Annotated in this window: 23 protein-coding genes; 5 read left to right on the top strand and 18 right to left on the bottom strand. The window is 69.4% G+C overall.

Annotation, left to right across the window (positions count from 1 at the left end; translation table 11 throughout):
* From ACWCOV_RS18455 to ACWCOV_RS18465, 3 genes are all read right to left on the bottom strand, one after another.
* Positions 1 to 295, bottom strand: a 295-nt coding sequence (locus ACWCOV_RS18455; RefSeq protein ID WP_449830483.1) for an FAD:protein FMN transferase, incomplete at its 3' end; no start/stop codon positions are given.
* Positions 292 to 591, bottom strand: coding sequence for a hypothetical protein (locus ACWCOV_RS18460; RefSeq protein WP_449830484.1), 300 nt, complete (start codon positions 589 to 591; stop codon positions 292 to 294). The genes ACWCOV_RS18455 and ACWCOV_RS18460, both read right to left, overlap by 4 nt.
* Positions 592 to 726: 135 nt before the next feature.
* Positions 727 to 1,218: a MarR family winged helix-turn-helix transcriptional regulator gene (locus ACWCOV_RS18465; protein WP_449830485.1), complete on the bottom strand. Its 492-nt coding sequence runs from the start codon at positions 1,216 to 1,218 to the stop codon at positions 727 to 729.
* A gap of 94 nt (positions 1,219 to 1,312) precedes the next feature.
* On the opposite strand from ACWCOV_RS18465, the gene ACWCOV_RS18470 reads away from it, so the two are divergent.
* Positions 1,313 to 2,275, top strand: coding sequence for an NmrA/HSCARG family protein (locus ACWCOV_RS18470; protein ID WP_449830486.1), 963 nt, complete (start codon positions 1,313 to 1,315; stop codon positions 2,273 to 2,275).
* Between the two features lie 88 nt (positions 2,276 to 2,363).
* On the opposite strand, the gene ACWCOV_RS18475 is transcribed toward ACWCOV_RS18470, so the two are convergent.
* From ACWCOV_RS18475 to ACWCOV_RS18490, 4 genes are all read right to left on the bottom strand, one after another.
* Complete coding sequence (locus tag ACWCOV_RS18475; protein WP_449830487.1) at positions 2,364 to 3,161, bottom strand: ABC transporter permease; 798 nt, start codon at positions 3,159 to 3,161, stop codon at positions 2,364 to 2,366.
* On the bottom strand, positions 3,158 to 4,054 hold the full coding sequence (locus tag ACWCOV_RS18480; RefSeq protein WP_449830488.1) for an ABC transporter ATP-binding protein: 897 nt from the start codon (positions 4,052 to 4,054) through the stop codon (positions 3,158 to 3,160). Before ACWCOV_RS18480 ends, ACWCOV_RS18475 begins: the two co-directional genes overlap by 4 nt.
* Before the next feature lie 128 nt (positions 4,055 to 4,182).
* Entirely contained in the window at positions 4,183 to 4,848 is a 666-nt protein-coding gene (locus ACWCOV_RS18485) for a response regulator (protein WP_449830489.1), read from the bottom strand.
* A complete protein-coding gene (locus tag ACWCOV_RS18490; RefSeq protein ID WP_449830490.1) occupies positions 4,845 to 6,014 on the bottom strand; it encodes a sensor histidine kinase in 1,170 nt (389 codons plus the stop codon). Before ACWCOV_RS18490 ends, ACWCOV_RS18485 begins: the two co-directional genes overlap by 4 nt.
* Before the next feature lie 158 nt (positions 6,015 to 6,172).
* Between ACWCOV_RS18490 and ACWCOV_RS18495 the strand changes: the two genes are divergently transcribed.
* On the top strand, positions 6,173 to 6,346 hold the full coding sequence (locus tag ACWCOV_RS18495) for a hypothetical protein (RefSeq protein WP_449830491.1): 174 nt from the start codon (positions 6,173 to 6,175) through the stop codon (positions 6,344 to 6,346).
* A gap of 101 nt (positions 6,347 to 6,447) precedes the next feature.
* Here ACWCOV_RS18495 and ACWCOV_RS18500 read toward each other — a convergent pair whose 3' ends face one another.
* Positions 6,448 to 7,518 (bottom strand): Ig-like domain-containing protein, encoded by a 1,071-nt coding sequence (locus ACWCOV_RS18500; RefSeq protein WP_449830492.1) that lies wholly within the window; start codon positions 7,516 to 7,518, stop codon positions 6,448 to 6,450.
* Positions 7,519 to 7,729: 211 nt separating this feature from the next.
* Between ACWCOV_RS18500 and ACWCOV_RS18505 the strand changes: the two genes are divergently transcribed.
* Complete coding sequence (locus ACWCOV_RS18505) at positions 7,730 to 8,335, top strand: hypothetical protein (RefSeq protein WP_449830493.1); 606 nt, start codon at positions 7,730 to 7,732, stop codon at positions 8,333 to 8,335.
* Here the strand turns inward: ACWCOV_RS18505 and ACWCOV_RS18510 are convergent, their stop codons facing one another.
* The gene (locus tag ACWCOV_RS18510) at positions 8,336 to 9,757 is read right to left on the bottom strand and encodes a S8 family peptidase (protein ID WP_449830494.1); all 1,422 of its coding nucleotides are present in this window, start codon (positions 9,755 to 9,757) and stop codon (positions 8,336 to 8,338) included.
* Between the two features lie 41 nt (positions 9,758 to 9,798).
* Here ACWCOV_RS18510 and ACWCOV_RS18515 point away from each other — a divergent pair, with 41 nt between their 5' ends.
* Complete coding sequence (locus tag ACWCOV_RS18515) at positions 9,799 to 12,414, top strand: CHAT domain-containing protein (RefSeq protein WP_449830495.1); 2,616 nt, start codon at positions 9,799 to 9,801, stop codon at positions 12,412 to 12,414.
* A gap of 5 nt (positions 12,415 to 12,419) precedes the next feature.
* Here the strand turns inward: ACWCOV_RS18515 and ACWCOV_RS18520 are convergent, their stop codons facing one another.
* Both ACWCOV_RS18520 and ACWCOV_RS18525 read right to left on the bottom strand, forming a co-directional pair.
* Positions 12,420 to 12,902, bottom strand: coding sequence for a hypothetical protein (locus tag ACWCOV_RS18520; protein ID WP_449830496.1), 483 nt, complete (start codon positions 12,900 to 12,902; stop codon positions 12,420 to 12,422).
* Entirely contained in the window at positions 12,899 to 13,498 is a 600-nt protein-coding gene (locus ACWCOV_RS18525) for an RNA polymerase sigma factor (RefSeq protein ID WP_449830497.1), read from the bottom strand. Before ACWCOV_RS18525 ends, ACWCOV_RS18520 begins: the two co-directional genes overlap by 4 nt.
* A gap of 298 nt (positions 13,499 to 13,796) precedes the next feature.
* Here ACWCOV_RS18525 and ACWCOV_RS18530 point away from each other — a divergent pair, with 298 nt between their 5' ends.
* Positions 13,797 to 14,366: a hypothetical protein gene (locus ACWCOV_RS18530; RefSeq protein ID WP_449830498.1), complete on the top strand. Its 570-nt coding sequence runs from the start codon at positions 13,797 to 13,799 to the stop codon at positions 14,364 to 14,366.
* Here ACWCOV_RS18530 and ACWCOV_RS18535 read toward each other — a convergent pair.
* The 7 genes from ACWCOV_RS18535 to ACWCOV_RS18565 are packed head-to-tail and all read right to left on the bottom strand — an operon-like array spanning position 14,335 to position 21,303.
* Positions 14,335 to 14,700 carry an ArsR/SmtB family transcription factor gene (locus ACWCOV_RS18535; RefSeq protein WP_449830499.1) on the bottom strand — a complete coding sequence of 122 codons (366 nt, stop codon included), beginning with the start codon at positions 14,698 to 14,700 and terminating at the stop codon, positions 14,335 to 14,337. The two genes, ACWCOV_RS18530 and ACWCOV_RS18535, sit on opposite strands and share 32 nt — an antisense overlap.
* Positions 14,700 to 16,625, bottom strand: a complete 1,926-nt coding sequence (gene feoB, locus ACWCOV_RS18540) for a ferrous iron transporter B (RefSeq protein WP_449830500.1) — start codon at positions 16,623 to 16,625, stop codon at positions 14,700 to 14,702. The genes ACWCOV_RS18535 and feoB overlap by 1 nt, the downstream gene beginning before the upstream one ends.
* The gene (locus ACWCOV_RS18545) at positions 16,622 to 16,852 is read right to left on the bottom strand and encodes a FeoA family protein (protein WP_449830501.1); all 231 of its coding nucleotides are present in this window, start codon (positions 16,850 to 16,852) and stop codon (positions 16,622 to 16,624) included. Before ACWCOV_RS18545 ends, feoB begins: the two co-directional genes overlap by 4 nt.
* A 3-nt stretch (positions 16,853 to 16,855) precedes the next feature.
* Positions 16,856 to 18,505, bottom strand: coding sequence for a chaperonin GroEL (gene groL / locus ACWCOV_RS18550; protein ID WP_449830502.1), 1,650 nt, complete (start codon positions 18,503 to 18,505; stop codon positions 16,856 to 16,858).
* 19 nt (positions 18,506 to 18,524) lie between these two features.
* Positions 18,525 to 19,550 carry an NAD(P)-dependent alcohol dehydrogenase gene (locus ACWCOV_RS18555; protein ID WP_449830503.1) on the bottom strand — a complete coding sequence of 342 codons (1,026 nt, stop codon included), beginning with the start codon at positions 19,548 to 19,550 and terminating at the stop codon, positions 18,525 to 18,527.
* Entirely contained in the window at positions 19,547 to 20,275 is a 729-nt protein-coding gene (locus ACWCOV_RS18560) for an iron-sulfur cluster assembly protein (protein WP_449830504.1), read from the bottom strand. Before ACWCOV_RS18560 ends, ACWCOV_RS18555 begins: the two co-directional genes overlap by 4 nt.
* Positions 20,272 to 21,303 (bottom strand): amidohydrolase family protein, encoded by a 1,032-nt coding sequence (locus ACWCOV_RS18565; protein ID WP_449830505.1) that lies wholly within the window; start codon positions 21,301 to 21,303, stop codon positions 20,272 to 20,274. Before ACWCOV_RS18565 ends, ACWCOV_RS18560 begins: the two co-directional genes overlap by 4 nt.
* Between the last annotated feature and the right edge of the window lie 6 nt (positions 21,304 to 21,309).

Below are 21,309 nucleotides of genomic sequence, written 5' to 3' on the forward strand. Positions count from 1 at the left end.
AGGAACCACAACACGAGCTGACGACGGTTGCGCTTGTGCGACCTGACCCGACAATGGACGCGGCGACCAGGCTGACGTCGACCAGGTCGACCAGCAGCCGCGAGACCGGCACCATCGCGCCGGCCCGGGAGTTCACGATCGACAGCTCGGAGTCCGGCCGGAACCGGCTGGCCGCCTTGTCGACCCGGTCCATCAGCGCCTTCAGCTCACCACAGGCGGCGCCGAGTACTGCGGGGTCGTCGACCGTCAGCCGGACCGTGCAGCTCCACGCGGTCCAGGTCCGGGACGCGCTCATGATCCGTTGCTCCCACCCTGCGAGGTGGAACCCGATGACGCCGACCCGAGACCGCTGCCGCTGCTCGAGTCGTCCGTGCCCGAGCTGCTGCTACCCGAGCCTGAGTCGTCGGAGCTGGTGGAGCTCACCGTGGTGCCGCTGCTGCCGGAGTCGGCCTGCCGGGCGGACACGACGGCAACCGACAGACCGGTGCCGCCGATCCCGAGCACCGCTGTCGCGATCGCGGCCGCGGAGGCCCGGCGCAGCCAGCGCCGGCGGGAGGAGTGGGACGCTTCGAACGCATCTGTGGTGACCATGGCCGCAAGCCTCGCGGGAGGCTGCTCAGCCGCACTCCAAGAGAACGTCAAGCGACGATCAAGTTCTCCTGAAAGCTCGCTGAGAACGCTTCTCAGCCCGGCCCCGTCGGCCCAGACCCGGTCAGCTCAGGCCCGTCAGCTCAGGCCGCTGACCTCCGGCGGGCAGTCGACGTCGCAGTGCCTGCCGATGGTCTCGAGGATCTCGTCGGAGGCCTCGCCGAGGGCGACCATCCGGTCCGCGCCGAGCACGTCGACGAAGAACTCGCGGACCCGGGCGGCATGCGCCGGGGCACACGCCTTGATCGCGGCCATGCCCTCCTCGGTGATCACGATCTCGGGGTAGCGGGAGTCACAGGCCTCGCGCCGGATCAGGCCGCGCTTCTCCATCCGGGTCAGGTGGTGCGACATCCGGCTCTTCTCCCACTGCGTCGCCCGGCCCAGCTCGAACGCGCGCATCCGGCCGGACTCCGACTCGGACAGGTTGACCAGGATCTCGAAGTCGGAGCTGGACAGGCCGAACTCCCGCTGCAGGTGACGCTCCAGGTGCGTCGTCAGCGTCTTGTTCATCAGCAGATAGCTGCGCCACGCGGTCTGCTCGTCGTCGTTCAGCCACGGTCCCTTGCTCACGCACCCCATCCTACCCGCATGGGTTGACACATCAACCCAGCGCGCTATGCTGGCCGGGAGTTGACACATCAACCTGAATCGTGGAGTGAACGATATGAGTAAGAAGCTGATCGCAGTCGTCGGCGCCACCGGAGCACAGGGTGGCGGGCTCGCCCGGGCGATCCTGGAGGACGGCGAGTTCGCCGTACGTGCGCTGACGCGGGACCCGCAGTCCGCCAAGGCGCAGGCGCTCGCGGCGGCCGGCGCCGAGGTGGTCGCGGCCGACCTGGACGACGAGGCGAGCGTGCGAGCCGCCTTCGAGGGCGCGTACGGCGCCTTCGTCGTGACGAACTACTGGGCTCCGCGCAGCCCCGAGCAGGAGGCGGCGCGGACGGCCGCGGAGATGGAGCTGTTCCAGGCGGAGACCGCCGCGCGGGCTGCTCGCGATGCCGCCGTACAGCACGTCATCTGGTCGACGCTCGACGACACCCGCCCGTTCTTCGACGGCCGTGACGACGTGCCGTGGCTGGACGGCGACCGGTACACCGTCCCGCACTTCGACGCCAAGGCCGAGGCGGACGAGCTGTTCACGAAGTACGCCGTACCGACGACCTTCCTGCGGACGACGTTCTACTTCGACGCCTTCACCGGCGGCATGGAACCGGTCCGCGGCGAGGACGGCACGCTGACCATCTCGATGCCGATGGCCGACAAGCCGCTGTCCGGGATCGCCGCCGACGACATCGGCCGCACCGCCCTCGCCGTCTTCAAGGACTCCGGCCTGATCGGTGACACGATCAGCATCGCCGGCGACCACCTGACCGGCGACCAGTACGCCGCCGCCCTCACCGAAGCCCTCGGCGAGAAGGTTGCCTACCGCCCGCTCCCCTGGCCCACCTACCGCAACCTCGGCTTCCCGTACGCCGTCGAGTTCAGCAACATGTTCCAGTACTACGCCGAGAACCACGAACAGTTCACCGGCGACCGCAACCTCGACAAGGTGCGGGAGCTGAACCCGGCGCTGCAGTCCTTCACCGACTGGCTGGCCAAGCACAAGGACGCCATCCCGGTGAAGTAGCTCAGCTCCGACCGTCGAGGACTGACCGAGCTCGGGCCCTGCCGCTGAGGCGAGCGGCAGGGCCAGAGTCGGTCTGGGCGGGGTGGTGTCACTTGACCTCTGACTTCATGACCAGGCGAAGTCCGAGGAGCGCCGGCAGGAGGATCCAGGCTGAGGCTGTGACGGCGACGTTGGCCCACTGCTCGGCGGTGAGGGTGCCTTCGAACAGGGCAGCCTGGGCATAGTTCAGGTCCACCCACGGCTGCAGGTCGCGGAACGACTCCTGGCTGGCGGCCAGCACTCCGGAGACGGTGGGCAGCAGGAAGGCGTAGACGAAGTACGCCACCAGTGCCCCCGCCGACCTGCGGATCAGCATGCCGAGCATGGTGCCGGTCAGCAGGCAGAGCAGGCTGCCCAGCACGATGCTCAGGCCCTCGGCGACCGACACGTCCCACACCAGGTCCGTCCCGGCGATCGCGGTTCCGACCACGTTGCCGACGGCTCCGATCACGAAGGCGAACAGCATCGAGACGACGGCCACGGCGACCGACGAGACCACCTTGGCCGCGACGATCCGGGTACGGCGGGGAACCAGCGTGAACGTCGTCAGACCGCTGCGCTGGCTCCACTCACCGGTGATCGACAAGATCGCGATCATCGGCAGCACCACCGTCATCGGGAATCCGATCGCCTTGGCGAAGGTGTAGTACGTGAGGCTCGCGTCGGGAGCGAACGCGATCGTTCCGATCGTGGTCAGCAGGGCGGTGATGACGATGCTCGCCATCAGCCAGAAGCCGGAACGGGTGTCGAACATCTTGCGCAGTTCGACGCTGACGACCCGTCCGAACGGTACGGCGCCGACGTCGGCGCGCCGGTCGGTCTCGGGGCGGACGGCGATGGCGGTCATGCTGCTTTCCTTTCTCGTTGGGTGTCGGCGGTGAGCTGCAGGAACATCTCCTCCAGTCCGCCGTCGGCGGTGCGCAACTCGACGAGAGCCACGCCCGCCTCCTGAGCCACTCGTCCGACCCGCGTCGGGGGCGCGTCGGTGCGCAGGGCGCCGTCGTCGGAGACGGTGGTGTCGACACCGGAGATGTCGAGGGCCCGCTTGAGGGCGTACACGTCCGCGGCCCGGGCGACGGTGCCCGCGGTCTGCAGGAGCTGTGCCTTGGAGCCCTGGCAGACGATCTTGCCCTTTCCGATCATCACGATGTCGTCGGCGACGACCTCGATCTCGCGCAGCAGGTGCGAGGACAGCAGGACGGTCCCGCCCTGGTCCGCGTAGTCGCGGAGCAGGTCCCGCATCCAGCGGATGCCGGCCGGATCGAGCCCGTTGGCCGGCTCGTCCAGAATCAGCACGGCCGGGTCGCCGAGCAGGGCGGTGGCGATGCCGAGCCGCTGGCGCATCCCGAGCGAGTAGGTGCCCACCCGACGGTCGGCCTCGGTGTCGGCGAGGCTGACCAACTCGAGCATCTCGTCGACCCGGCGGCCGGGCAGGCCCATCATCCGCTGCGCGATGGTGAGGGTCTCCCGCCCGGTGCGGCCGGCGTGCTGGGCGGAGGCGTCGAGCATCACGCCGACCTCACGTCCCGGGTTCGGGAGATCCGCGAACCGGCGGCCGGCGATGGTGGCACGGCCCGAGGTCGGCGTGGTGAGGCCGACCATCATCCGCATCGAGGTCGATTTGCCGGCCCCGTTCGGCCCGAGGAAACCTGTCACCCGGCCGGGCGGGGCGACGAAACTGATGGTGTCGACGACCGTGGTGCCGCCGTACTTCTTGGACAGCGAGTCGATGGTGATCATCGGCGACTGCTCCTAGCGTGGTTGGGATTGGTTGCCCCCGTACCTCAAACGCTAGGAACGCGACGGCCTGAGCGCGTCGTCACGAGGTCGCGACCACCTCAGACCAGCCGACGAGCCGGATGTCCTACTCAAGGAGGACCCGGATCGGAGGCGTCGAACAGGCCCGTCTGGTAGGCGAGCACGATCGCCTGCGCCCGGTCGCGCAGGTCGAGCTTCTGCAGCAGGCGCGTGACGTGGGTCTTGACGGTCGTGTCGCTGATGAACAGCTGCTGCCCGATCTCGGCGTTGGAAAGGCCCTGCGTGATCAGGCGGAACACCTCCAGCTCGCGAGTGGTCAAGGTGTCCACGGCCTTCGGCGGCGCCTGGGGGTGCAGGCGGGTGAAGTGCTGGATCACGCGCTTGGTGATGGTCGGCGACAGCAGCGCGTCCCCGCGGGCAACGGTTCGCACCGCGGCGATCAGCTGTTCGGGAGGGTCGTCCTTGAGGACGAAGCCGCTCGCGCCGGCGCGCAGCGCCTGGTAGACGTAGTCGTCGAGGTCGAAGGTGGTGAGGATCAGAATCCGCGCGGACGCATCGGCCGCCAGGATCCGCCGGGTCGCCTCGAGACCGTCGAGCTCGGGCATCCGGATGTCCATCAGGATGACGTTCGGGTGGAACCGGGCGGCCTGGGCCACGGCCTCGCGGCCGTTGCTCGCCTCGGCCACCACCTCCAGGTCGGGTTCATCGGCCAGTAGCAGCCGGAATCCCGCCCGGACCATCGACTGGTCGTCAACCACGAGAACGCGGATGGTCATCTGCCACCGCCGTCCAGCGGAAGCCGTGCGCGGAGCACGAAGCCGCCGCTCTGCGCAGCACCCGCGGTCATGTCCCCGCCGAAGATCTTGACCCGCTCGCGGACGCCGACCAGCCCGTGGCCGAGACCGGCTTCGGCGGACGGTCCACCCGGGCCGTCGTCGCGGACTTCGAGCACGAGCTCGGTGGCGGAGTAGTCCACGTCGACCTCCGCCTGGCTCGCGCGGGAGTGCTTGAGGGCGTTCGTGAGCCCCTCCTGCACGATGCGATAGGCGGACAGGTCGAGGCCTGGCGGCAGCGGGAACGGTTCACCCCGGATCTCGACCTTCACCGGCAGCCCAGCGGCCCGTACGTCGTCCACGAGCGAGTCGAGGTTGTGGAGCCCCGGGTGCGGCAGGAGTTCCAGCTCTTCCCCGTCCTGCCGCATCGCGCTGAGCAGTCGGCGCATCTCCGCGAGCGCCGTACGTCCGGCCTGCTCGACGTTACTGAGGGTCTCCCGATCCTCCGTATCGGTGACCGGCATCCGGTGCCGCACGGCTCCCACTTGGAGGACCATCACGCTGACGGCGTGCGCGACGACGTCGTGCAGTTCTCGCGCGATCCGACCGCGCTCCTCGGCCACCGCGACGCGAGCTGCCGCCTCCCGTTCCCGCTCGGCCCGCAGCGCGCGTTCCTCGGCGGCCTCGGTCCGCTCGGTGCGCTGCCGCAGCGCGAAGCCGAGGAGCCAGCCGATCGCGAACAGCACCGGCGTGAAGATGACGTCGGCGGGCTGGTGGTACGGGTCGTTGTAGACGACGACCGCCGCGCCGCTGAGCACGATCGCCAGCCCGGCCCGTGCCTGCCGGTCGTTGCGGGAGTTGCCGAGCAGCAGGGCGGCGCCCATGCCGGCGAGGAACAGCCCGGCCTTGTCGACGATGAGCCGTCCATCCGCGAAGGACAGCGCCGCACTCGCCAACCAGGTGACCGCCGGTGCGGCGAACGGGAAACGGCGGCGGGCGAGCAGAGTCAGAACGATCGCGGCGACCGCCAGCACCTCGAGCCACAGCACCAGGCCGGTCGGGTGACCCGGGTCGTCGCGCAGCGCCGTACCGATCGCGCTCTCGACCGCCGCGATCACAATCAGCAGGTCGAGACCGTTCTTCGAGAAGAACAGCCGCGCTCGGCTCACCTCGTCAACGTACGACAACACAACGTTGTCTGCGTCCTACCAAGGTAGTACTGCCGTTCATCGCTTGGTGCCCGCGCGGACACGGCCTTCCGACGACGCGCCGCAAGGTGCCGGCGGCCTAGCGTCGTGACCATCGGAACCTGAAGGAGGTGGACGAGATGACAGGATCGTTGATCGTCGAGATCGAGACTGGCACCTGGACCGGTTCGCTCCACCCGCACAACGGCTACTACGCCGGCGACTTCAGCGACGCTCCCGCACCCACGCAGACCGATCTGGACGCAATGACCACCGTCTGCCGCGACCTGACCCAGGCGCACCCGCACTCCTGACCGAGAGGATCGACAGCGGTCAGCAGGAAGCCTTCGGCACTTGGGTCACGAGGAGAACTGACGGGCGGATCGGGCTCCCACCACCCGACCCGCCCGCAGGCTTAGTGGGCTACTCGCTCTGAGTGCAGCTCGTTGAGGCGTTGAGCGGCGGTGCGCTCTTCCGGGGTGACGCAGATGTGGTCGCCGGAGACGGCTTCGCGCCAGACGTAGCCGTCGACGCAGGTGCCGTCGGTAGTGGCGAGGTGACCTCTGATGTGAGCGCTGTTCTGTTGCTGGGTGAGGGCTCGCTCGTCCGGGGTCACGCAGACGGTGTCGTCCGGGGTCGCGCGACGGAAGAGGTAACCGGTCAAGCAGGCGCCGGTCTCGGAGCCGGTGGCATTGCCGGTGATGGTGACGCGGCGCTCGACATTCCCGGGATTCAGGCGTACGACGAGGACGGCTTCGTGGGCGCCTACTCCCATCGGCTCGAAGCGCAGTCGGATCGAGCAGGCCGTGCCCGGCTTCAGGGTGCCGTTGCACACCTTGGTGAGGGTGAAGGCGGAGGCCTGGTCGCCGTCGAGGCTGACGGTGGCGATCTCGACATTGGCGCTGCCGGTGTTGCGGACTCCGATCTGCTTGCAGGTCTTGGCCTCGCCGGCCGGCACCTCGGGACACTGGCGGTTCACCGGCAGGTCGACCAGCAGTCCTGTCGGCGAGGCCGGCGGGGTGGTCGGAGCCGGCTTGCTGGTGGGCTGCTGCGTCGGCTGCTGCGTCGGCTGCGTGATCGTTGTGGGTTTCCTGGTGGGCGGTGCCGCCTGGGTTTGCGGTGGTGTCGGCGTCGGGCCGCGTTTGGTGGTCACGAAGGTGCCGGAGCCGGTTGCGGTCAGGGATCCGTTGCCGGCGATCGCCTCCGGAATCGTGAACCCGCTGATCGTGATCAGGAGCGCGATCGCGCTCAGCGAAGCGATCCCGATGCTGCGGGCCAGCCCTGGTCCCTGCGTGCTGATGACGGCCACGACCAGCGGACTGAGCGCGGCGCCGAGCACCGTCGCGGTCCGTCCTGCGCCCAGCGCCGGAACGATCGCCGAGCACACCACGGACGACAGGACCGCGAAGAACAGCGACTTGCCGCTGAAGCAGTGCGTGTCCTTGATCTGCCGGCCGAGCGGCCGGCGGTTCTGCTGCGATTCCATGGTCTTCCACCCCCGAAGACGGCCTTCGCCGACCGGAGGCCCGGCCACTCGTTCAAATACGTCCGCCGGCCGATGTATTTGACGGCCGGTTCCCGACTCCGACTATCAAGTCCGGGGGGAGGGCTGGCGCGGTGCGCGGGTCGCCTGGTGACACACCAGGGGGAGGCGGCTCCGCACCGCGTCGGGGAACCAAGGAAGCAGAGGGATCGACGTGACCACCACAGCAGCACCAGGGCCGCGGCCGCGGCGCGCACCGGCGATGAAGCCGTTCACCCGGCGGATGATCGGCACCATCAACTTCGCCGAAGCCATCCTGACCCTCGTCGGCCTCGTCGCCGCGTACGGGATCGCCGAGCGGCTGGTCTCCGCGCAGGAGCTTGCCGGACCGGGCGATGTCGCGACCCGGACGGTGCACTGGTGGGGGCCCGACTTCACCACCACGCTGAACATGTCGCTGCTGATCGTCGGGGCAGCGGCCGGCGCAGTCGGCAGCGTCATCCACCAGAGCATGGTCTTCGCACAGCGAGCCGGTCTGGAGACGCTCGAACGCGGCTTCGTGTGGTGGTACCTGCTCCGCCCGGTCTGGTCCGCACTGCTCGGCGCAGTCGTCGTCGTTGCCGTCAACACCGGACTGATCAGCATCGGCGACGAGACGACCTCCACGGCCGGCGTCACGGTCCTGGTGATGATGGGCTGCCTGGCCGGCCTGTTCACCGACCAGGCAATGCGCCGCCTCCGGCCGATGCTCGGCGCGACCCCGCCCGAGGAAACCCAGGTCCCCGACGACGAAACCGACCCAACCACCGACCGGCGATGACTACTCCGGGAGCAGCACGGCTCCGACACCTGCTTGTGCCGCCGCCTGAGCCTCGGCGATGAGGGCGGCGGCCGCGTCCTGGCCGTTCTCACCGGTCCGCGACATCCGGGCCGCGATCAATCCCGAGACGACCGGCGTGCTGAACGACGTGCCACTCCACTTGGCCATCCCGTAGAACTGCTCGACCCGCGGTGGTTGTCCGGTGATGGCGTGCGGCGGCTCGTCGTACGTGTAGGTCCCGACGGGGAACGCGTTCACCAGGTCCTGGCCGGGCGCGTAGACGTCGACCCAGCCGCCGAAGTTGCTGAAGTCCGCGCGACCCCGCCAGTAGGTGCCGAGCGCGCCGACCGACACCGTGTACGGCGCGGCGGCCGGCCAGAACGGCTTCCGGTCACTGTCGTTGCCCGCCGCAACCACCATGACGACGCCCTTGTGGTGGCTCAGCCGGCGTTCGTGGAACACCGGGAAGGTCAGCAGCCCGGTCGCGTCGTAGGTGTACGTCCCGGCCGACATGCTGATGATGTCGGGGTGGTGCTCCTCGAGTACGTCGTCCAGCGCCTGCACCAGATCGGACTCCAGCACCCCGTCCCCGAAGCCGAACACCCGTTTGACGTAGACCTCGGCCTGCGGCGCGATGCAGCGGATGATCCCGGCGATGAACGTCCCGTGCCCGGCGTACTTGTCCACGGTCGTGCCGTCCGCGCCGAGGTCGCGCTGGCCCCGCACGCCCTTCAGCCACCTGCTCCGTTGTCGCGCCGACCTGTCGAGACCGGTGTCGACGACAACCACCTTCACCCCCTCGCCGGCGCACCGATCGGAGGTGAAGCCGGGGTACGGCGCACTCCCGGCCGGCATCGGCTCGGGTTCAGCCGCGGGGCAGCCGCCGCCGTTGCCGGTGATGTGCATGAGATGGTTCAGGTTGGCCGCGCCCGCGCCGAGGCCGGTGACGATGACCCACGGCCGGTCGTCGTACCCCTCCGCTCGCTCGACCTGCTCCGGACCGCCTTCCGGCTGGGGCCGGTTGATCTGGATGGCGCCACCGTCGCGGATCAGGTTCAGCACCTCGATCGTGTCCAGTTGCGGGTTGACGTCCGTGCGGAAGCGGATCAGCCGGATACCGGCCACCACGGGCTCCGGTCGCCGGCCGTCGCCCACCGGGAACAGGTAGAGCTGTTCGAGGATGAGCCGCACCTGCTCGAAATGCTCTTCCCGCACGAGCAGGGCGCCCTGCTCGTACAGGAAGTCCGCCCCTGTCGTGGTCTTGCGGCTCCGCCCCTCGTCCACCTTCCGCCGCTCCTTGGCGTCGCGGTCGAAGGTGTCGCGCAGCCGCTTGCGCTGAACGTGCTGTCGTGTGCCGGTCAGGTCGTCCGCACCTGTCACTGCAGGCTCGTCCCCCGTGCCGGTCGTGTCGTTCGATGCCATTGCCCCTCCCAGTTCCGCATCGAGTTCCTTAGACTCCTTGAATGTCAGCCGGCCGGAGGCAGGAAGGTCACGAGTACCTGCTGCCGCTCGCGCTGTCCCGGCCCGCCGAAGCCTTCACCTCCGCCACCGCGCTGCTCGACGGGTCGCCGGACGCCGCGACCGCGTCGATCGCCCATCAGGCCAAGGCGATCGTGCTGCGCGACTCCGGCCGTCAGGCCGAGGCCGTCGCCGAGCTCCGCCGTGCCTTGCGCCAGGCCGAGAAGTCCACGGATCCGGCCCGCATCGCCGACGTCCAGGCCACGCTCGGTCTCACCCTCGGCCTCGGCGGCAGACCCAACGAGGGTCTCGCCATACTCGGACAAGCGATCGCCAACAGCAAGGGAGTCGCCGCTGGGCGGGTTCTGACGCGGCGGGGGTATCTGCTTCGGGTGGTCGGGCGGTATGACGAAGCGCTTGCGGACTTGCGGCAGGCGATCACGTTGCTGCGGCGTGGTGGTGATCAGGTGTGGGAGGCCCGGGCCCGCACTCATCGGTTTCTTGTGTACGCCGCCATGGGACAGGCAGCCCACGCTGACCGCGATCTGGTGGTGGCCGAACGTCTGTCGGCAGCCACCGGGCAGGAGCTGGAGTCGGCGATGCTCGTGCACAACCGCGCGGACGTGGCCTTCCAGGCCGGTGATCTGCCCGCGGCGCTCGGCTTCCTCGACGAGGCGGCTGCACGCTACGCCGCGCTGCAGACCGAGTGGACGAGTCTCGCGATCGACCGCTGCGCCGTACTCCTCGCTGCCGGCCTCGCGACCGAAGCGGTGACGGCGACCGAGAATGTCCTGCAAGACCACTTGCATCGCCGCAGCAAAGGGGCCGAGACAGCCGAGTTGCTGTTCGCCGCGGCGCAGGCCGCGCTGGCCGCCGGCCGACTCGATCTCGCCGAGGAACGCGCGCTGGCCGCCGCCGAACTCTTCCGGCGACAGGACCGGCAAGGCTGGCTCGCCCGCGCGACATTCGTCATGCTCCAGGCGCAGTACGACGCCGGACAGCATGGCGCCCGCCTCAGCGCCAAGGCCGGGCGACTCGCCGACCAACTCGACGAGCTGAACGCATCGGAAGCACCCGCGGCGCACCTGCTGGCCGGCCACCTCGCCGCCGCCGGCCACCCGGAGGACGCCGACCGGCATCTGGCCCGCGCAGCACGCTTCCGCCATCGGGGCCCCACCTTCGGTCATGCGGCCGGCTGGCTTGCCCAAGCACTGCGTGCCGAGGGCCGCGGCGCCACGGCGGCGACTCTGATCGCCTGCCGGCACGGGCTCGAAGCGGCCGCCGACCATCAGCGATCGCTGGCCGCGCCGGAGTTGCGCGCCCACGCTGCGGGCTACGGCATCGAGCTCGCTGCCCTGGCGCAGCGGCACGCCGTACGACGGAACGACGCGCGGATGCTGTTGCGCTGGAGCGAGCAATGGCGGGCAAGTGCGCTGGCGTTGCCGCCGGTCCGCCCGCCGGACGATCCGGAGCTGGCGGCGGACCTCGCGGCGCTGCGCAACGTGGCGCGCCGACTGGACGCGGCGCTCGGAGCGGACGGAGACACTGATCGCCTCCGGCTCGAACGCAGCCGGCTCGAGTCGTCCATCCGGGCCCGGACCAGACGCCTTCGCACTCGCGAGTCCGATGCGCAGCGGCGCGACAGCACAGCCGATGTCGGCGCGGTGGTCGACGGACTGGGCGACCACCGGCTGGTCGAGCTCGCCGCCGTCGACGGCCTGCTCTACGCGATCACGGTCGTCGGGCGGCGGGTGCGGATGTATCCGGTCGGCCCGGTCGGCACCGCCGTACGGGAGCTCGAGCTCGCGTTGTTCATGCTGCGCCGGCTCGCCCATGGCCGAGTGCCTGCTGGGGCTCTCGAACGACTGGATGCTGCGGGGCTGCGGCTGCAGCAGGTGCTGTTGGGACCGGCCGCTGATCGTCTCGGCGACGGGCCCGTCCTGGTCGTGCCGCCGGCGGCGTTGCATGCGGTGCCCTGGGCGATGTTGCCGGCGTTGCGATCGACTCCGGTCGTGGTCGCGCCTTCGGCGTCGGTCTGGTTGCGGGCCGGCCGGCTGCCGGTCCCCCGGCACCGCCGGGTCGCGCTGGTCGTCGGCCCCGGGCTCGACGGCGGGCGGAGCGAGATGAAGGAGATCGGGCGCGAGTACCCGGGTTCGGTCGTCCTCACCGACGGCCAGGCCACCGCTGACAACACCCTCACCGCTTTGGACGGCGCGTGGACCGCGCATATCGCGGCCCACGGACTCTTCCGGCGCGACAACCCGCTGTTCTCCGCGATCGCGTTGGACGACGGTCCGCTGACGCTCTACGACCTCGGCAGGCTCCGGCGCGCGCCGCTGCGACTCGTATTGTCCAGTTGCGAGTCCGGCGTCGCGGCTCCGATCGGCGCGGATGAGCTGCTCGGTGCGGTGTCCGCCTTGGTCCCGCTCGGGACCGCCAGCTTGCTGGCCAGCGTCGTCCCGGTCAACGACAAGACGACCGCTGCGTTGATGGTCGACTTCCACCAGCAGTTGCGTGATCGGGCCTCGTTCGGCGTCGCCCTCCACGAGGCCCGCAGCAGGGTCGACGACGACCCGGTCGCGGTCGCGACGGCTTTGTCGTTCGTGGCGCTCGGCCGGTGACGGCGTCACAGGTTGACCCAGGAGGTGGTGACCGGACTCCCGCGGACGGATCGGCACCTGATCCGCACCGGACCACCCCGCCTCCGATCGAGCAGGAAGCGCCCGAGCTCGTCCAGCTCCAGCGATTCGCGGCGGCCGTCGCCGTACTCGAGCTCGCAGCCGTCCGGTGCTGCGCCGACCAGCTGGCCGATGACCGTCAGCCCGTCGTCGCTGGGCATGATCTCAAGCTCGGCCCGGACCCCACCGCCTTCGAACGACAGCAACCGGTCCGCGGTCGCGTCCGGCGTCGCGCGTCGTACGACGTCGTACTGCAGGTCCGGGGTAGCGCCGGACGAGTCGGCGATCAGCTCGGCGAGCTCACCGTCGAGGTCGCGCATCGTGATCGCTTCGCGCGCGGCGGCGCTGACCACCTCCGGCAGCGGGTCCGCCTCGTTGGCGACCTGCCGCAACCACGCGAGCAATGCCTCGTCGTCGTGGTCGGCGCTCATCGGAGGTCACCGCCGCCGGCCTCGGTCATGCCGGCGTCGAACGGGTACGAGCCGGCCACCATGATGTCGCGGAGAGATGACAAGCACCGCTGCCGGGTCGGGCCGACACTTCCGAGCGGCATGTCCAGCGCGGCCGCGACTTCGGTGTAGCTCGGTGGCGGGTCGACCATCAGCACCCGCAACAGCGTTTGGCAGCGCGGCTTCAGGGACCGGAAGGCACGCCACAGCGCCGAGTCCTGCTCGCGTTGCAGCAGCCCGTCGTCCAACGGGTCGGCATCATCCGCGAAGTCTTCCCAGGTCTCCGAGACAACCACTCTGGATCGGCGTCGCAGGGCCGCAAGGCATTCGCGTCGCATCGTGGTGGCCAGCCAGCTGCCGATGCTCTCCGGCTGCCGGACGGTGTCGATCCGCTCCACCAGGCGCAGCCAGGTGGTCTGGATGGCGTCGGCCGCATCCTCTTGGTTGAGGCGCATTCCGCGCGCGATGAACCACAGCAGATTCGTGTAGCGATCCGTCAGCGCCGCCCAGGCGGCGGGGTCGTCGGAACGCACTCCCGCGACCAGCGCAAGATTGTCGAGCTGCCGTTTCTGGTCCATCGCAGTGGCCCCCGGACGGTCGGCTGCCATTCGCCCCCTCCGGCATTCTTGCCGAGAAGAACAGGGCCGTCCACAGGCAGCACTTCGCCCGCAGTTCCGTCGGTGCCGGGCGGTGACGGCGGTGCCGCACGTCGGTCTGGCCATCTCGAACCTCCTTGCGATCGCCGTGATGCCGACAAGAGTCCGAGCCGCTCTTTCTGATACCAGTCCCGTCAAAAACATGCGTTTGAGCGATCTGAATTCAGGTGGTATTTCCGGCGCGCTCCGGACCTCCGCTCGGGTGAAAAGGGAGGGCGCAATGAGCACACCGAACCCCAATCCCCCGGTGAAAGAGAACTGGTGGACCCGCATCGGCACCATGGGCCAGGCGCTGACCGCCGTGGTCGGGCTGATCGCCGCCCTGGTGCCGATCCTGGTGAAGACCGGCCTCCCGGGCCGGGCCGACGACCCGGCGCCGCCGCAGACCCGGATCGTCACCACCCAGACCCCGCAACAGCCCCTGCAACAGACGGTGCAACCCGTGCCGCCGACGGAGCGACGGCAGATCAGCCTGACCGTCTCCGACCAGCTCACCGAAGGCGCGGAAGAGGAGATCATCGTGGTCAGCCTGGAGGGAAAGCAGGTCGCCAGACTGCACGCCACCCGCGAGCGGCCGATCGTGACCAAGCGGATCACCGCGACGAAGGCCGGCAACTACAGCTACGTCCTCGACGCCTCGATCAGGTGGTACGACGCCACCGGCACCGAGCACCTGACGAACGCGACCGGCCGCGGCAGCGTCGCCATCCACGACGGCATGCGACTCGACGTCTACCTGCACGAAGAGCCCAGTGGATTCAGCCTCTCACTCCAGTCAGCCGCCGAGTAACCCGCTCGCGGTCGAGCCGGGGTGGGTTCGGGGCGAGGGTGCCGGTGGGGGTGATGTGGGCGAGGATCTGGTCGACCAGCGTGAGGATGTGGGGGTCGTCGACGGTGTAGATGTGGCGGCGGCCTTCGCGGCGGGCGGTGATCAGGCCGGCCAGGCGGAGTTTGGCCAGGTGCTGGCTCGCGGTGGTGATGCTGACGCCGGCACGGTCGGCCAGGGTGCCGACGTCGTACTCGCCGTCGATCGCGAGCCAGAGCAGGTGCAGCCGGACCGGCGCGACGAGGAGTGCGAGGGTGCGCGCCGCGGCGTCGAGCTGCAGTCGGGTCGGCTCGGTCATCACTGGATCCAGTGCGCGAGGCGGGTCGTCGAGAAGGTGACCAGGAAGGCCAGCGACAACGGCAGCAGGGTGGCGGTGGCGGTCCACCTCAGGCTCCGGGTCTCCTTCCAGATCGTCAGGATCGTCGTACTGCACGGGTTGTGCAGCAGGCTGAACAGCATCAGGTTGACCGCGGTCAGCACCGTCCAGCCGCCGGCGACCAGGACCGCGCCGGCCTCGGCGTCGCCGAGTTCGAGCATCACGCCGTTCGAGGCGCCGTACTCGAGTGGGCCCAGCGTCATCGTCAGCATCAGGATGGTCGGGATGATGATTTCGTTGGCCGGAATCGCGACCACGTAGGCCAGCAGGATGATGCCGTTGAGGCCGAGCGCGAGACCGAGCGGGTCGAGACCGTGCGCGAGGTGGCCGGCGATGGTCGCGTCGCCGATGGACACGTTGCCGATCAGCCAGATCACCGCGCCGGCCGGCGCGGCCATCACGATCGCGCGCCACAGCACCTTGAGCGTGCGGTCGATGACGCTGGTGTAGATCGTGCGCAGGACCTGCGGCGGCCGGTACGGCGGAAGCTCCAGCGAGTAGACCGACGTCGTCCCGCGCAACACCGTCTTCGACAGCCCCCACGAGACGACGAGCGTCGTGACGATCCCGAGTACGGCGACCAGCACCACACCTCCCGCTGCCACCAGGCCGGCCGCGGCCGGTGGCACCAGAGTCCCGATGAACACCGTGCCCATCAGGATCAGCGTCGGCCAGCGCCCGTTGCAGATGCTGAAGTTGTTGGTGACGATCGCGATCATCCGCTCCCGCGGACTGTCGATGATCCGGGTCGCGGTCACCCCGGCCGCGTTGCAGCCGTACCCCATCATCATCGACAGCGACTGCTTGCCGTGGGCGCCGGCTGCGGCGAACAGCCGGTCCAGGTTGAACGCCACCCGCGGCAGGTAGCCGAAGTCCTCCAGCAGCGTGAACAGCGGGAAGAAGATCGCCATCGGCGGCAGCATCACCGCGATCACCCACGCCGTCCCCAGGTAGATGCCGTCCGCAACGAGCCCGGTGACCCACCACGGCGCGCCACCGAGCAGGTCCCGCACGACGGCGTGCCCGTCCTGCACCAGCACCCGATACAGGAAGTCCGACGGTACGGCGGCCCCGGTGATCGTGAACCAGAAGACGCCGAAGAACAGCAGACCCATCACCACGAAGCCCCAGACCCGATGGGTCAGTGCCCTGTCGAGGAACCGGTCGAACGTCAGCCGCGACTGCCCGTCCACGGTCCGCCGTGCGATCCGGGCGGCCTCGGCGAACAACGCCGCCGCCCCGTCGTCCTCCCCCAGGCCGTCCGACCGAAGCCGGCGCCGCGGAGCCCCCGTCTCCCGGGCCACCAGGTCGATCGACTCCTTCAGCTCCGCGATCCCCCGTCCCCGTCGCGCCGCCATCGCCACCACCGGTACGCCGAGCTCGCGCGCAAGGTGACGGGTGTCGACCGAGATCCCGTGCCGCTCGGCCTCGTCGATCAGGTTGACCGCGACCACGACCCGATTCGTCATCCGGAGGATCTGCAGCACCAACGTGAGGTTGCGCTCCAGCCGGGTCGCATCCACCACCACGACGGTCACATCCGGCGCACCGTGTTCGAGATACTCCCGCGCGACCTCCTCCTCACCGCCCGCTGACCGCAGCGAGTACACCCCGGGCAAGTCGACCACCTTGTACCTGTGGTCGTCGTACCCGTAGAGACCTTCCGCCCGCGTGACTGTCGTACCCGGCCAGTTGCCCGACCGCTGCCGCAACCCGGTCAGCGCGTTGAACACCGTGCTCTTCCCGGTGTTCGGGTTGCCGGCGACCGCGACGACAAAGTCGTGGCCGCCGGCAACCACCTGCAACCGCTGCGGGTTCAGCCCACAACTCCCGCAGTCGTGACTCATGTCGTCACCAGATCGACATGGACGGTGCGGGCCTGGGAGCGGCGGAGGACGATCAGGCTGTCGCGAACCAGGTACGCCGTGGGGTCGCCGAGCGGACTGGTCAGGTCGGCTCGGATCTCGGTGCCGGGGAGCAGGCCGAGGTCCATCAGCCGGTGGCGTTCGGCGCCCCGGCTGTCCAGTGCGGTGACGACCGCACCGGAGCCGCGTGGGAGCTGGTCGAGGGTCATGGCTCAGTAGATGTTGGAGGGCCGGACCATGCCTTCGGCCAGGTCGCCGAAGCCGGGAGCGAGGATCGCGCCGGGGTGGCCGATGACCTCCTCCACCACCGCGGTCTCGGTGGTGATCAGCAGCGCCGCGATCGACGCCGCGCTCTCCAGGGCCGCGCGGGTGACCTTGAGCGGGTCCATCACGCCTTCGTCGAACATGTCGGCGTAGTGGCCGGTCAGCGCGTTGAACCCGTGTCCCAACGGGAGCTCGGCGACTCGCGCGACCACCTCGTCGCCGTCGTACCCGGCGTTGATCGCGATCCAGCGCAGCGGCTCGGGCAGCGCCCGGCGAACCACCTCGCGGCCGACCGCGTCGTCGTCGAGCAACTCGACCCGCGACACCGCGTCCTGCGCCTGCACGAGCGCCGTACCGCCGCCGGCCACCACGCCCTCCTCGAGCGCGGCCTGCGTCGCGGCGAGCGAGTCCTCGACCCGCAGCATCCGCTCCTTGAGCTCGACACTCGTCGCGCCGCCGACCCGGATGACGGCCACTCGCCCGGACAGCCGGGCCAGCCGGAGCTGGAGGTTGTCCTGGTCCGCCTCGATCCGGGCCCGCTCGAACTGGGTCTCCAACTGGCCCAGCCGGGCCTCGACCGCCCGGAGGTCGCCGTGGCCGCCGACGATCGTGGTGTTGTTCTCGGTGATCGTGATCCGGTCGCACGACCCGAGGTGGTCGAGCGCGACCTCGCCGAGCTCGAGGCCGGTGTCGTCGGCGATCACGTGCCCGCCGAGCGCCACCGCGAGGTCCTCCAGCTCGGCCACCCGGCGATGACCGAAGCCGGGCGCCCGGACGACGACCGACCGCATCGTGTTGTGCATGTTGCCGCCGACAAGCAACTGGAGCGCGGGCCCGGTGACGTCTTCGGCGAGCACGACCAGCGGCCGGTCCGCGCGCTTGGCCACCTCGACCGCCGGCATGATCTCCTGCACCTGCGTGATCTTCTTGTTGGTGAGCAGGATGACCGGGTTCTCGTACACGGTCTCCATCCGCTCCTTGTCGGTGACCATGTACATCGAGATGTAGCCGTGGTCGAACTCGATCCCGTCGACCACCTCGACCGACAGGCCGATCGAGTCCGACTCCTCGGTGGTCACGACACCGTTGCGGCCGACCCGCTCGACCGCCTCGGCGACCACCTCGCCGATCGACTCGTCGTCACTGGCCGCCAGCGTCGCGATGTGCCGCAGGTCCTGCTTGCCACCGACCTCGGCGGCCCACGAGCGAAGCGTCTCGACGACGACTGGGACGGTCTGCTCGATGCCCCGCCGTACCCGCATCGGGTTGGCGCCGGCGTCGACCGCCCGCAGGCCTTCGCGGACCATCGCCTGGGCGAGCACGGTGGCGGTCGTGGTCCCGTCGCCGACCACGCCGTTGGTCTTCATCGCGACTTCCTTGACCAGCTGCGCGCCCATGTTGGCGAACGGCTCGCGCAGCTGGATCTCCCGGGCGATCGTGACCCCGTCGTTGGTGATCGTCGGCGGCCCGGTGAGCTTCTCCAGGACGGCGTTGCGCCCCTTCGGACCCAGTGTCACCTTGATCGCGTCGGCCAGGGAGTTCACCCCGGACTCGAGCAACCGTCGTGCTTCTTCGTTGAACCGCAGTTCCTTGGCCATGGTCAGACTGCCTTTCAGGTCACGGGATGAGAATCGCCCGGCCGCGGACCCGGCCCGCGTCGAGGTCGTCGATCGCCTGCTGGAAGTCGGCGAGCGGGTACTTGGTGGTGTGCAGGGTGACCTTCCCCTGCGCGGCGAGCACCATCAGCTCCTGCAGGTCGTTGTAGGAGCCGACCAGGTTGCCGATGAAGTTGATCTCGGTGGAGATGATGTCGATCGTCGGGACGTCGATGTTCTCGCCGTACCCGACGACGTAGTAGTTGCCGGCCCGGCGCAGCATCGCCACGCCCTCGGCGGTCGCGCCGCCCTCGCCGACGAAGTCGACCACCGCCTCGGCGCCGTGGCCGCCGGTCAGGTCCAGGACGTCCTGGACCTGGGTGCCGTCGGCAACGATGCCGTGGTCGGCGCCGATCTCGACAGCGAGCTCGACGGCGGCCGGGTTGCGGTCGACCACGACGATGGTCGCGGCCGAGATCGCCTTCAGCACCTGGATGCCGATGTGGCCGAGACCGCCGGCGCCGATCATCACGCAGACGTCCCCGGGCCGGGTGGCGCGGGCTGCTTTGGCGGCCGCGTGGTACGCCGTCAGCCCGGCGTCCGCGAGCGCCGCGACGTCGGCGGGTTCCAGGTTGTCGTCGATCCGGACCACGCTGCGGGCGGTGGTCCGCAGGTACTCGGCGTACCCGCCGTCGGTGTCGATCCCAGGGAACCCGCTGTGCTGACAGTGCACGTCGTCGCCGGACCGGCAGGCCCGGCACAGACCACAGGTGATCAACGGGTGCAGGATCACCTTGTCGCCCACGGCAACGTTCGTCACCGCGGAACCGACCGCGTGCACCCAGCCCGCGTTCTCGTGGCCGATCGTGTACGGCAAGACGACACCGGACTTCTCCGCCCACTGCCCTTCCAGGATGTGCAGATCCGTCCGGCAGACACCCGCGCCGCCGATCCTGACGATCACGTCGAGCGGACCCTCGACGGTGGGCTCCGGTACGTCGGTCAGCTGCAATTTCGTGTGGTAGCCGACGACTTGGACCGCTCTCATGCCGTGCTCCTCAGGTTCGTGATGCGGGTGGACGTGCCGGTGTCGGCGTACCGGGTCGCGAGCAGTCCGCGGCAGAAGTGCGAGTTCCCCTCGATCGATATCCGCACGGCCTTCGCGAACCGCAGCCGCAGTGGGACGGCCTCCGGCTCGAGCGGGCCGCCGTACTCGTCGACCACCACCGGAGCACCGGGATCGACGCCGAGTCCGATGGCGGACCGACGCCGTACCAGGGCCTCCTTGAAAGAGCCCTCCGGCAGGTCGGCGAGCGTGATGCGGTGCAGCTCGTCGACCTGCAGGTCGGTGTCACGGAGCAGGGCGGCGGCGCAGCGTTCCATCGCCGCGGTGTGCGCCTTGCGGAGGAAGATCGCGCGCAGCTCGTCCAGGCTGGTCTCGGCCTCGACACCGAAGGTGCCGACGTACCCGGCGTCGGCGGCCAGGCCGGCGTTGATCTTCTCCGAGTCGTGGTGGTCGTCGAGCTGCACCACGACCCGGCCGAGACCGTCGATCCGGCGCAACGCGTCCTGCGCGTCCGACGCCATCAGGTAGGCGAAGTTCGGCGAGCAGAACGACGTCGGCAGCCGCAACCGCACGGTCACCCCGGCGTCGTCGATACTCACCGCCCGGACGAACCCGAGGTCGGTGATCGGCTCGTCGAGCTCCGGATCCATCACCGTCGACAACGCCGCCAGCACCTCGTGCACCAGCGACGTCGCGACCGTGCTCATGAGCGTGCGCCCGCGGCCACCTCGACCGGGGTGTCACCGGCGTCGGTCGGCAGCCGCAGCTCTGCCGGTACGTCGAGGCCGTACATGGCGGCCGCGTTGAGCCCGAGGATCTTCTTCTTCGCCTCGGTGGTGATCGGCGCGTACTCGGTCATGTCCGCCGGGATCTGGAAGTCGACGAACTGCTCGATCAGCCACTTCGGCGTCCACAGCGCGTAGTCGCTGGCGAAGAAGATCTTGTCCTCGCCCAGCCAGTAGAGCAGCTCGCCGATGATCTGGGCGAAGTACTTCGGCCGGGTGTGGATGAACGGCATCGCCACCGCCAGGCCGCCGTACACGTTGGACTCCTGGGTGGCGATCCAGCAGAAGTCCTCCAGCCGTGGCAGCCCGACGTGCTCGACGATGAAGTTCAGGTCGAGGTAGTCGGTGGCCACCTTGTCGATGTCCGCGACGTCGAAGGCGTCCCGGTCCAGCGGCCGGATCGTCGGGCCCTTGTGCACGTGGATGTTGGTGATGCCGAGCTTCAGGCACTCCTCGAGGTACCGGCGCGACCACGGGTCGTCGAGCTTGTAGCCGCGGGAGTCGCCGTGCCACTCGGCGGTGTACAGCTTGACGCCCTTCAGCTTCATCCGGTCGGCGTCCCGGCGGAGTTGCTCGAGGCCCGCTTCGCCGTGCCGCGGGTCGTAGGCGTGGTTGTAGGTGAGCTTGTCCGGGTGCTCGGTGGCCAGCCCGAACGCCTCCTCGGTCTGGCCGAACCCGTTCTTGTAGAAGTCGCTGAGCAGGGTGGCCTGGAAGATCGCGTGGTCGACGTACCCGTCCTCGAACAGGTCCTTCATCAACCGCTGGCCGCCGTAGTAGGTGTAGGTGTCGTAGTCCCAGACGACCTCTTCGGGGCTGAGGTTCTTGTGGTAGTCGTAGAAGCAGTCGATGAACTGCTTGCCGTGCACGTTCTTCAGGTTCGACTCGCGGCCGTCCCAGATGTGCACGTGGGCGTCCACCACGTAGTAGTTCTCACCGTCCTTGGAGTACATGCGTCC

The organism is Kribbella sp. NPDC002412, assembly GCF_053592935.1.

Bases quoted from the DNA above. Each gene is read 5' to 3' on its own strand.
- ACWCOV_RS18460 (WP_449830484.1), bottom strand. From the start codon at position 591: ATGGTCACCACAGATGCGTTCGAAGCGTCCCACTCCTCCCGCCGGCGC.
- ACWCOV_RS18470 (WP_449830486.1), top strand. From the start codon at position 1,313: ATGAGTAAGAAGCTGATCGCAGTCGTCGGCGCCACCGGAGCACAGGGT.
- ACWCOV_RS18475 (WP_449830487.1), bottom strand. From the start codon at position 3,161: ATGACCGCCATCGCCGTCCGCCCCGAGACCGACCGGCGCGCCGACGTC.
- ACWCOV_RS18480 (WP_449830488.1), bottom strand. From the start codon at position 4,054: ATGATCACCATCGACTCGCTGTCCAAGAAGTACGGCGGCACCACGGTC.
- ACWCOV_RS18485 (WP_449830489.1), bottom strand. From the start codon at position 4,848: ATGACCATCCGCGTTCTCGTGGTTGACGACCAGTCGATGGTCCGGGCG.
- ACWCOV_RS18495 (WP_449830491.1), top strand. From the start codon at position 6,173: ATGACAGGATCGTTGATCGTCGAGATCGAGACTGGCACCTGGACCGGT.
- ACWCOV_RS18500 (WP_449830492.1), bottom strand. From the start codon at position 7,518: ATGGAATCGCAGCAGAACCGCCGGCCGCTCGGCCGGCAGATCAAGGAC.
- ACWCOV_RS18510 (WP_449830494.1), bottom strand. From the start codon at position 9,757: ATGGCATCGAACGACACGACCGGCACGGGGGACGAGCCTGCAGTGACA.
- ACWCOV_RS18515 (WP_449830495.1), top strand. From the start codon at position 9,799: ATGTCAGCCGGCCGGAGGCAGGAAGGTCACGAGTACCTGCTGCCGCTC.
- ACWCOV_RS18520 (WP_449830496.1), bottom strand. From the start codon at position 12,902: ATGAGCGCCGACCACGACGACGAGGCATTGCTCGCGTGGTTGCGGCAG.
- ACWCOV_RS18525 (WP_449830497.1), bottom strand. From the start codon at position 13,498: ATGGACCAGAAACGGCAGCTCGACAATCTTGCGCTGGTCGCGGGAGTG.
- ACWCOV_RS18530 (WP_449830498.1), top strand. From the start codon at position 13,797: ATGAGCACACCGAACCCCAATCCCCCGGTGAAAGAGAACTGGTGGACC.
- ACWCOV_RS18535 (WP_449830499.1), bottom strand. From the start codon at position 14,700: ATGACCGAGCCGACCCGACTGCAGCTCGACGCCGCGGCGCGCACCCTC.
- feoB (WP_449830500.1), bottom strand. From the start codon at position 16,625: ATGAGTCACGACTGCGGGAGTTGTGGGCTGAACCCGCAGCGGTTGCAG.
- ACWCOV_RS18545 (WP_449830501.1), bottom strand. From the start codon at position 16,852: ATGACCCTCGACCAGCTCCCACGCGGCTCCGGTGCGGTCGTCACCGCA.
- groL (WP_449830502.1), bottom strand. From the start codon at position 18,505: ATGGCCAAGGAACTGCGGTTCAACGAAGAAGCACGACGGTTGCTCGAG.
- ACWCOV_RS18555 (WP_449830503.1), bottom strand. From the start codon at position 19,550: ATGAGAGCGGTCCAAGTCGTCGGCTACCACACGAAATTGCAGCTGACC.
- ACWCOV_RS18560 (WP_449830504.1), bottom strand. From the start codon at position 20,275: ATGAGCACGGTCGCGACGTCGCTGGTGCACGAGGTGCTGGCGGCGTTG.
- ACWCOV_RS18565 (WP_449830505.1), bottom strand. From the start codon at position 21,303: ATGTACTCCAAGGACGGTGAGAACTACTACGTGGTGGACGCCCACGTG.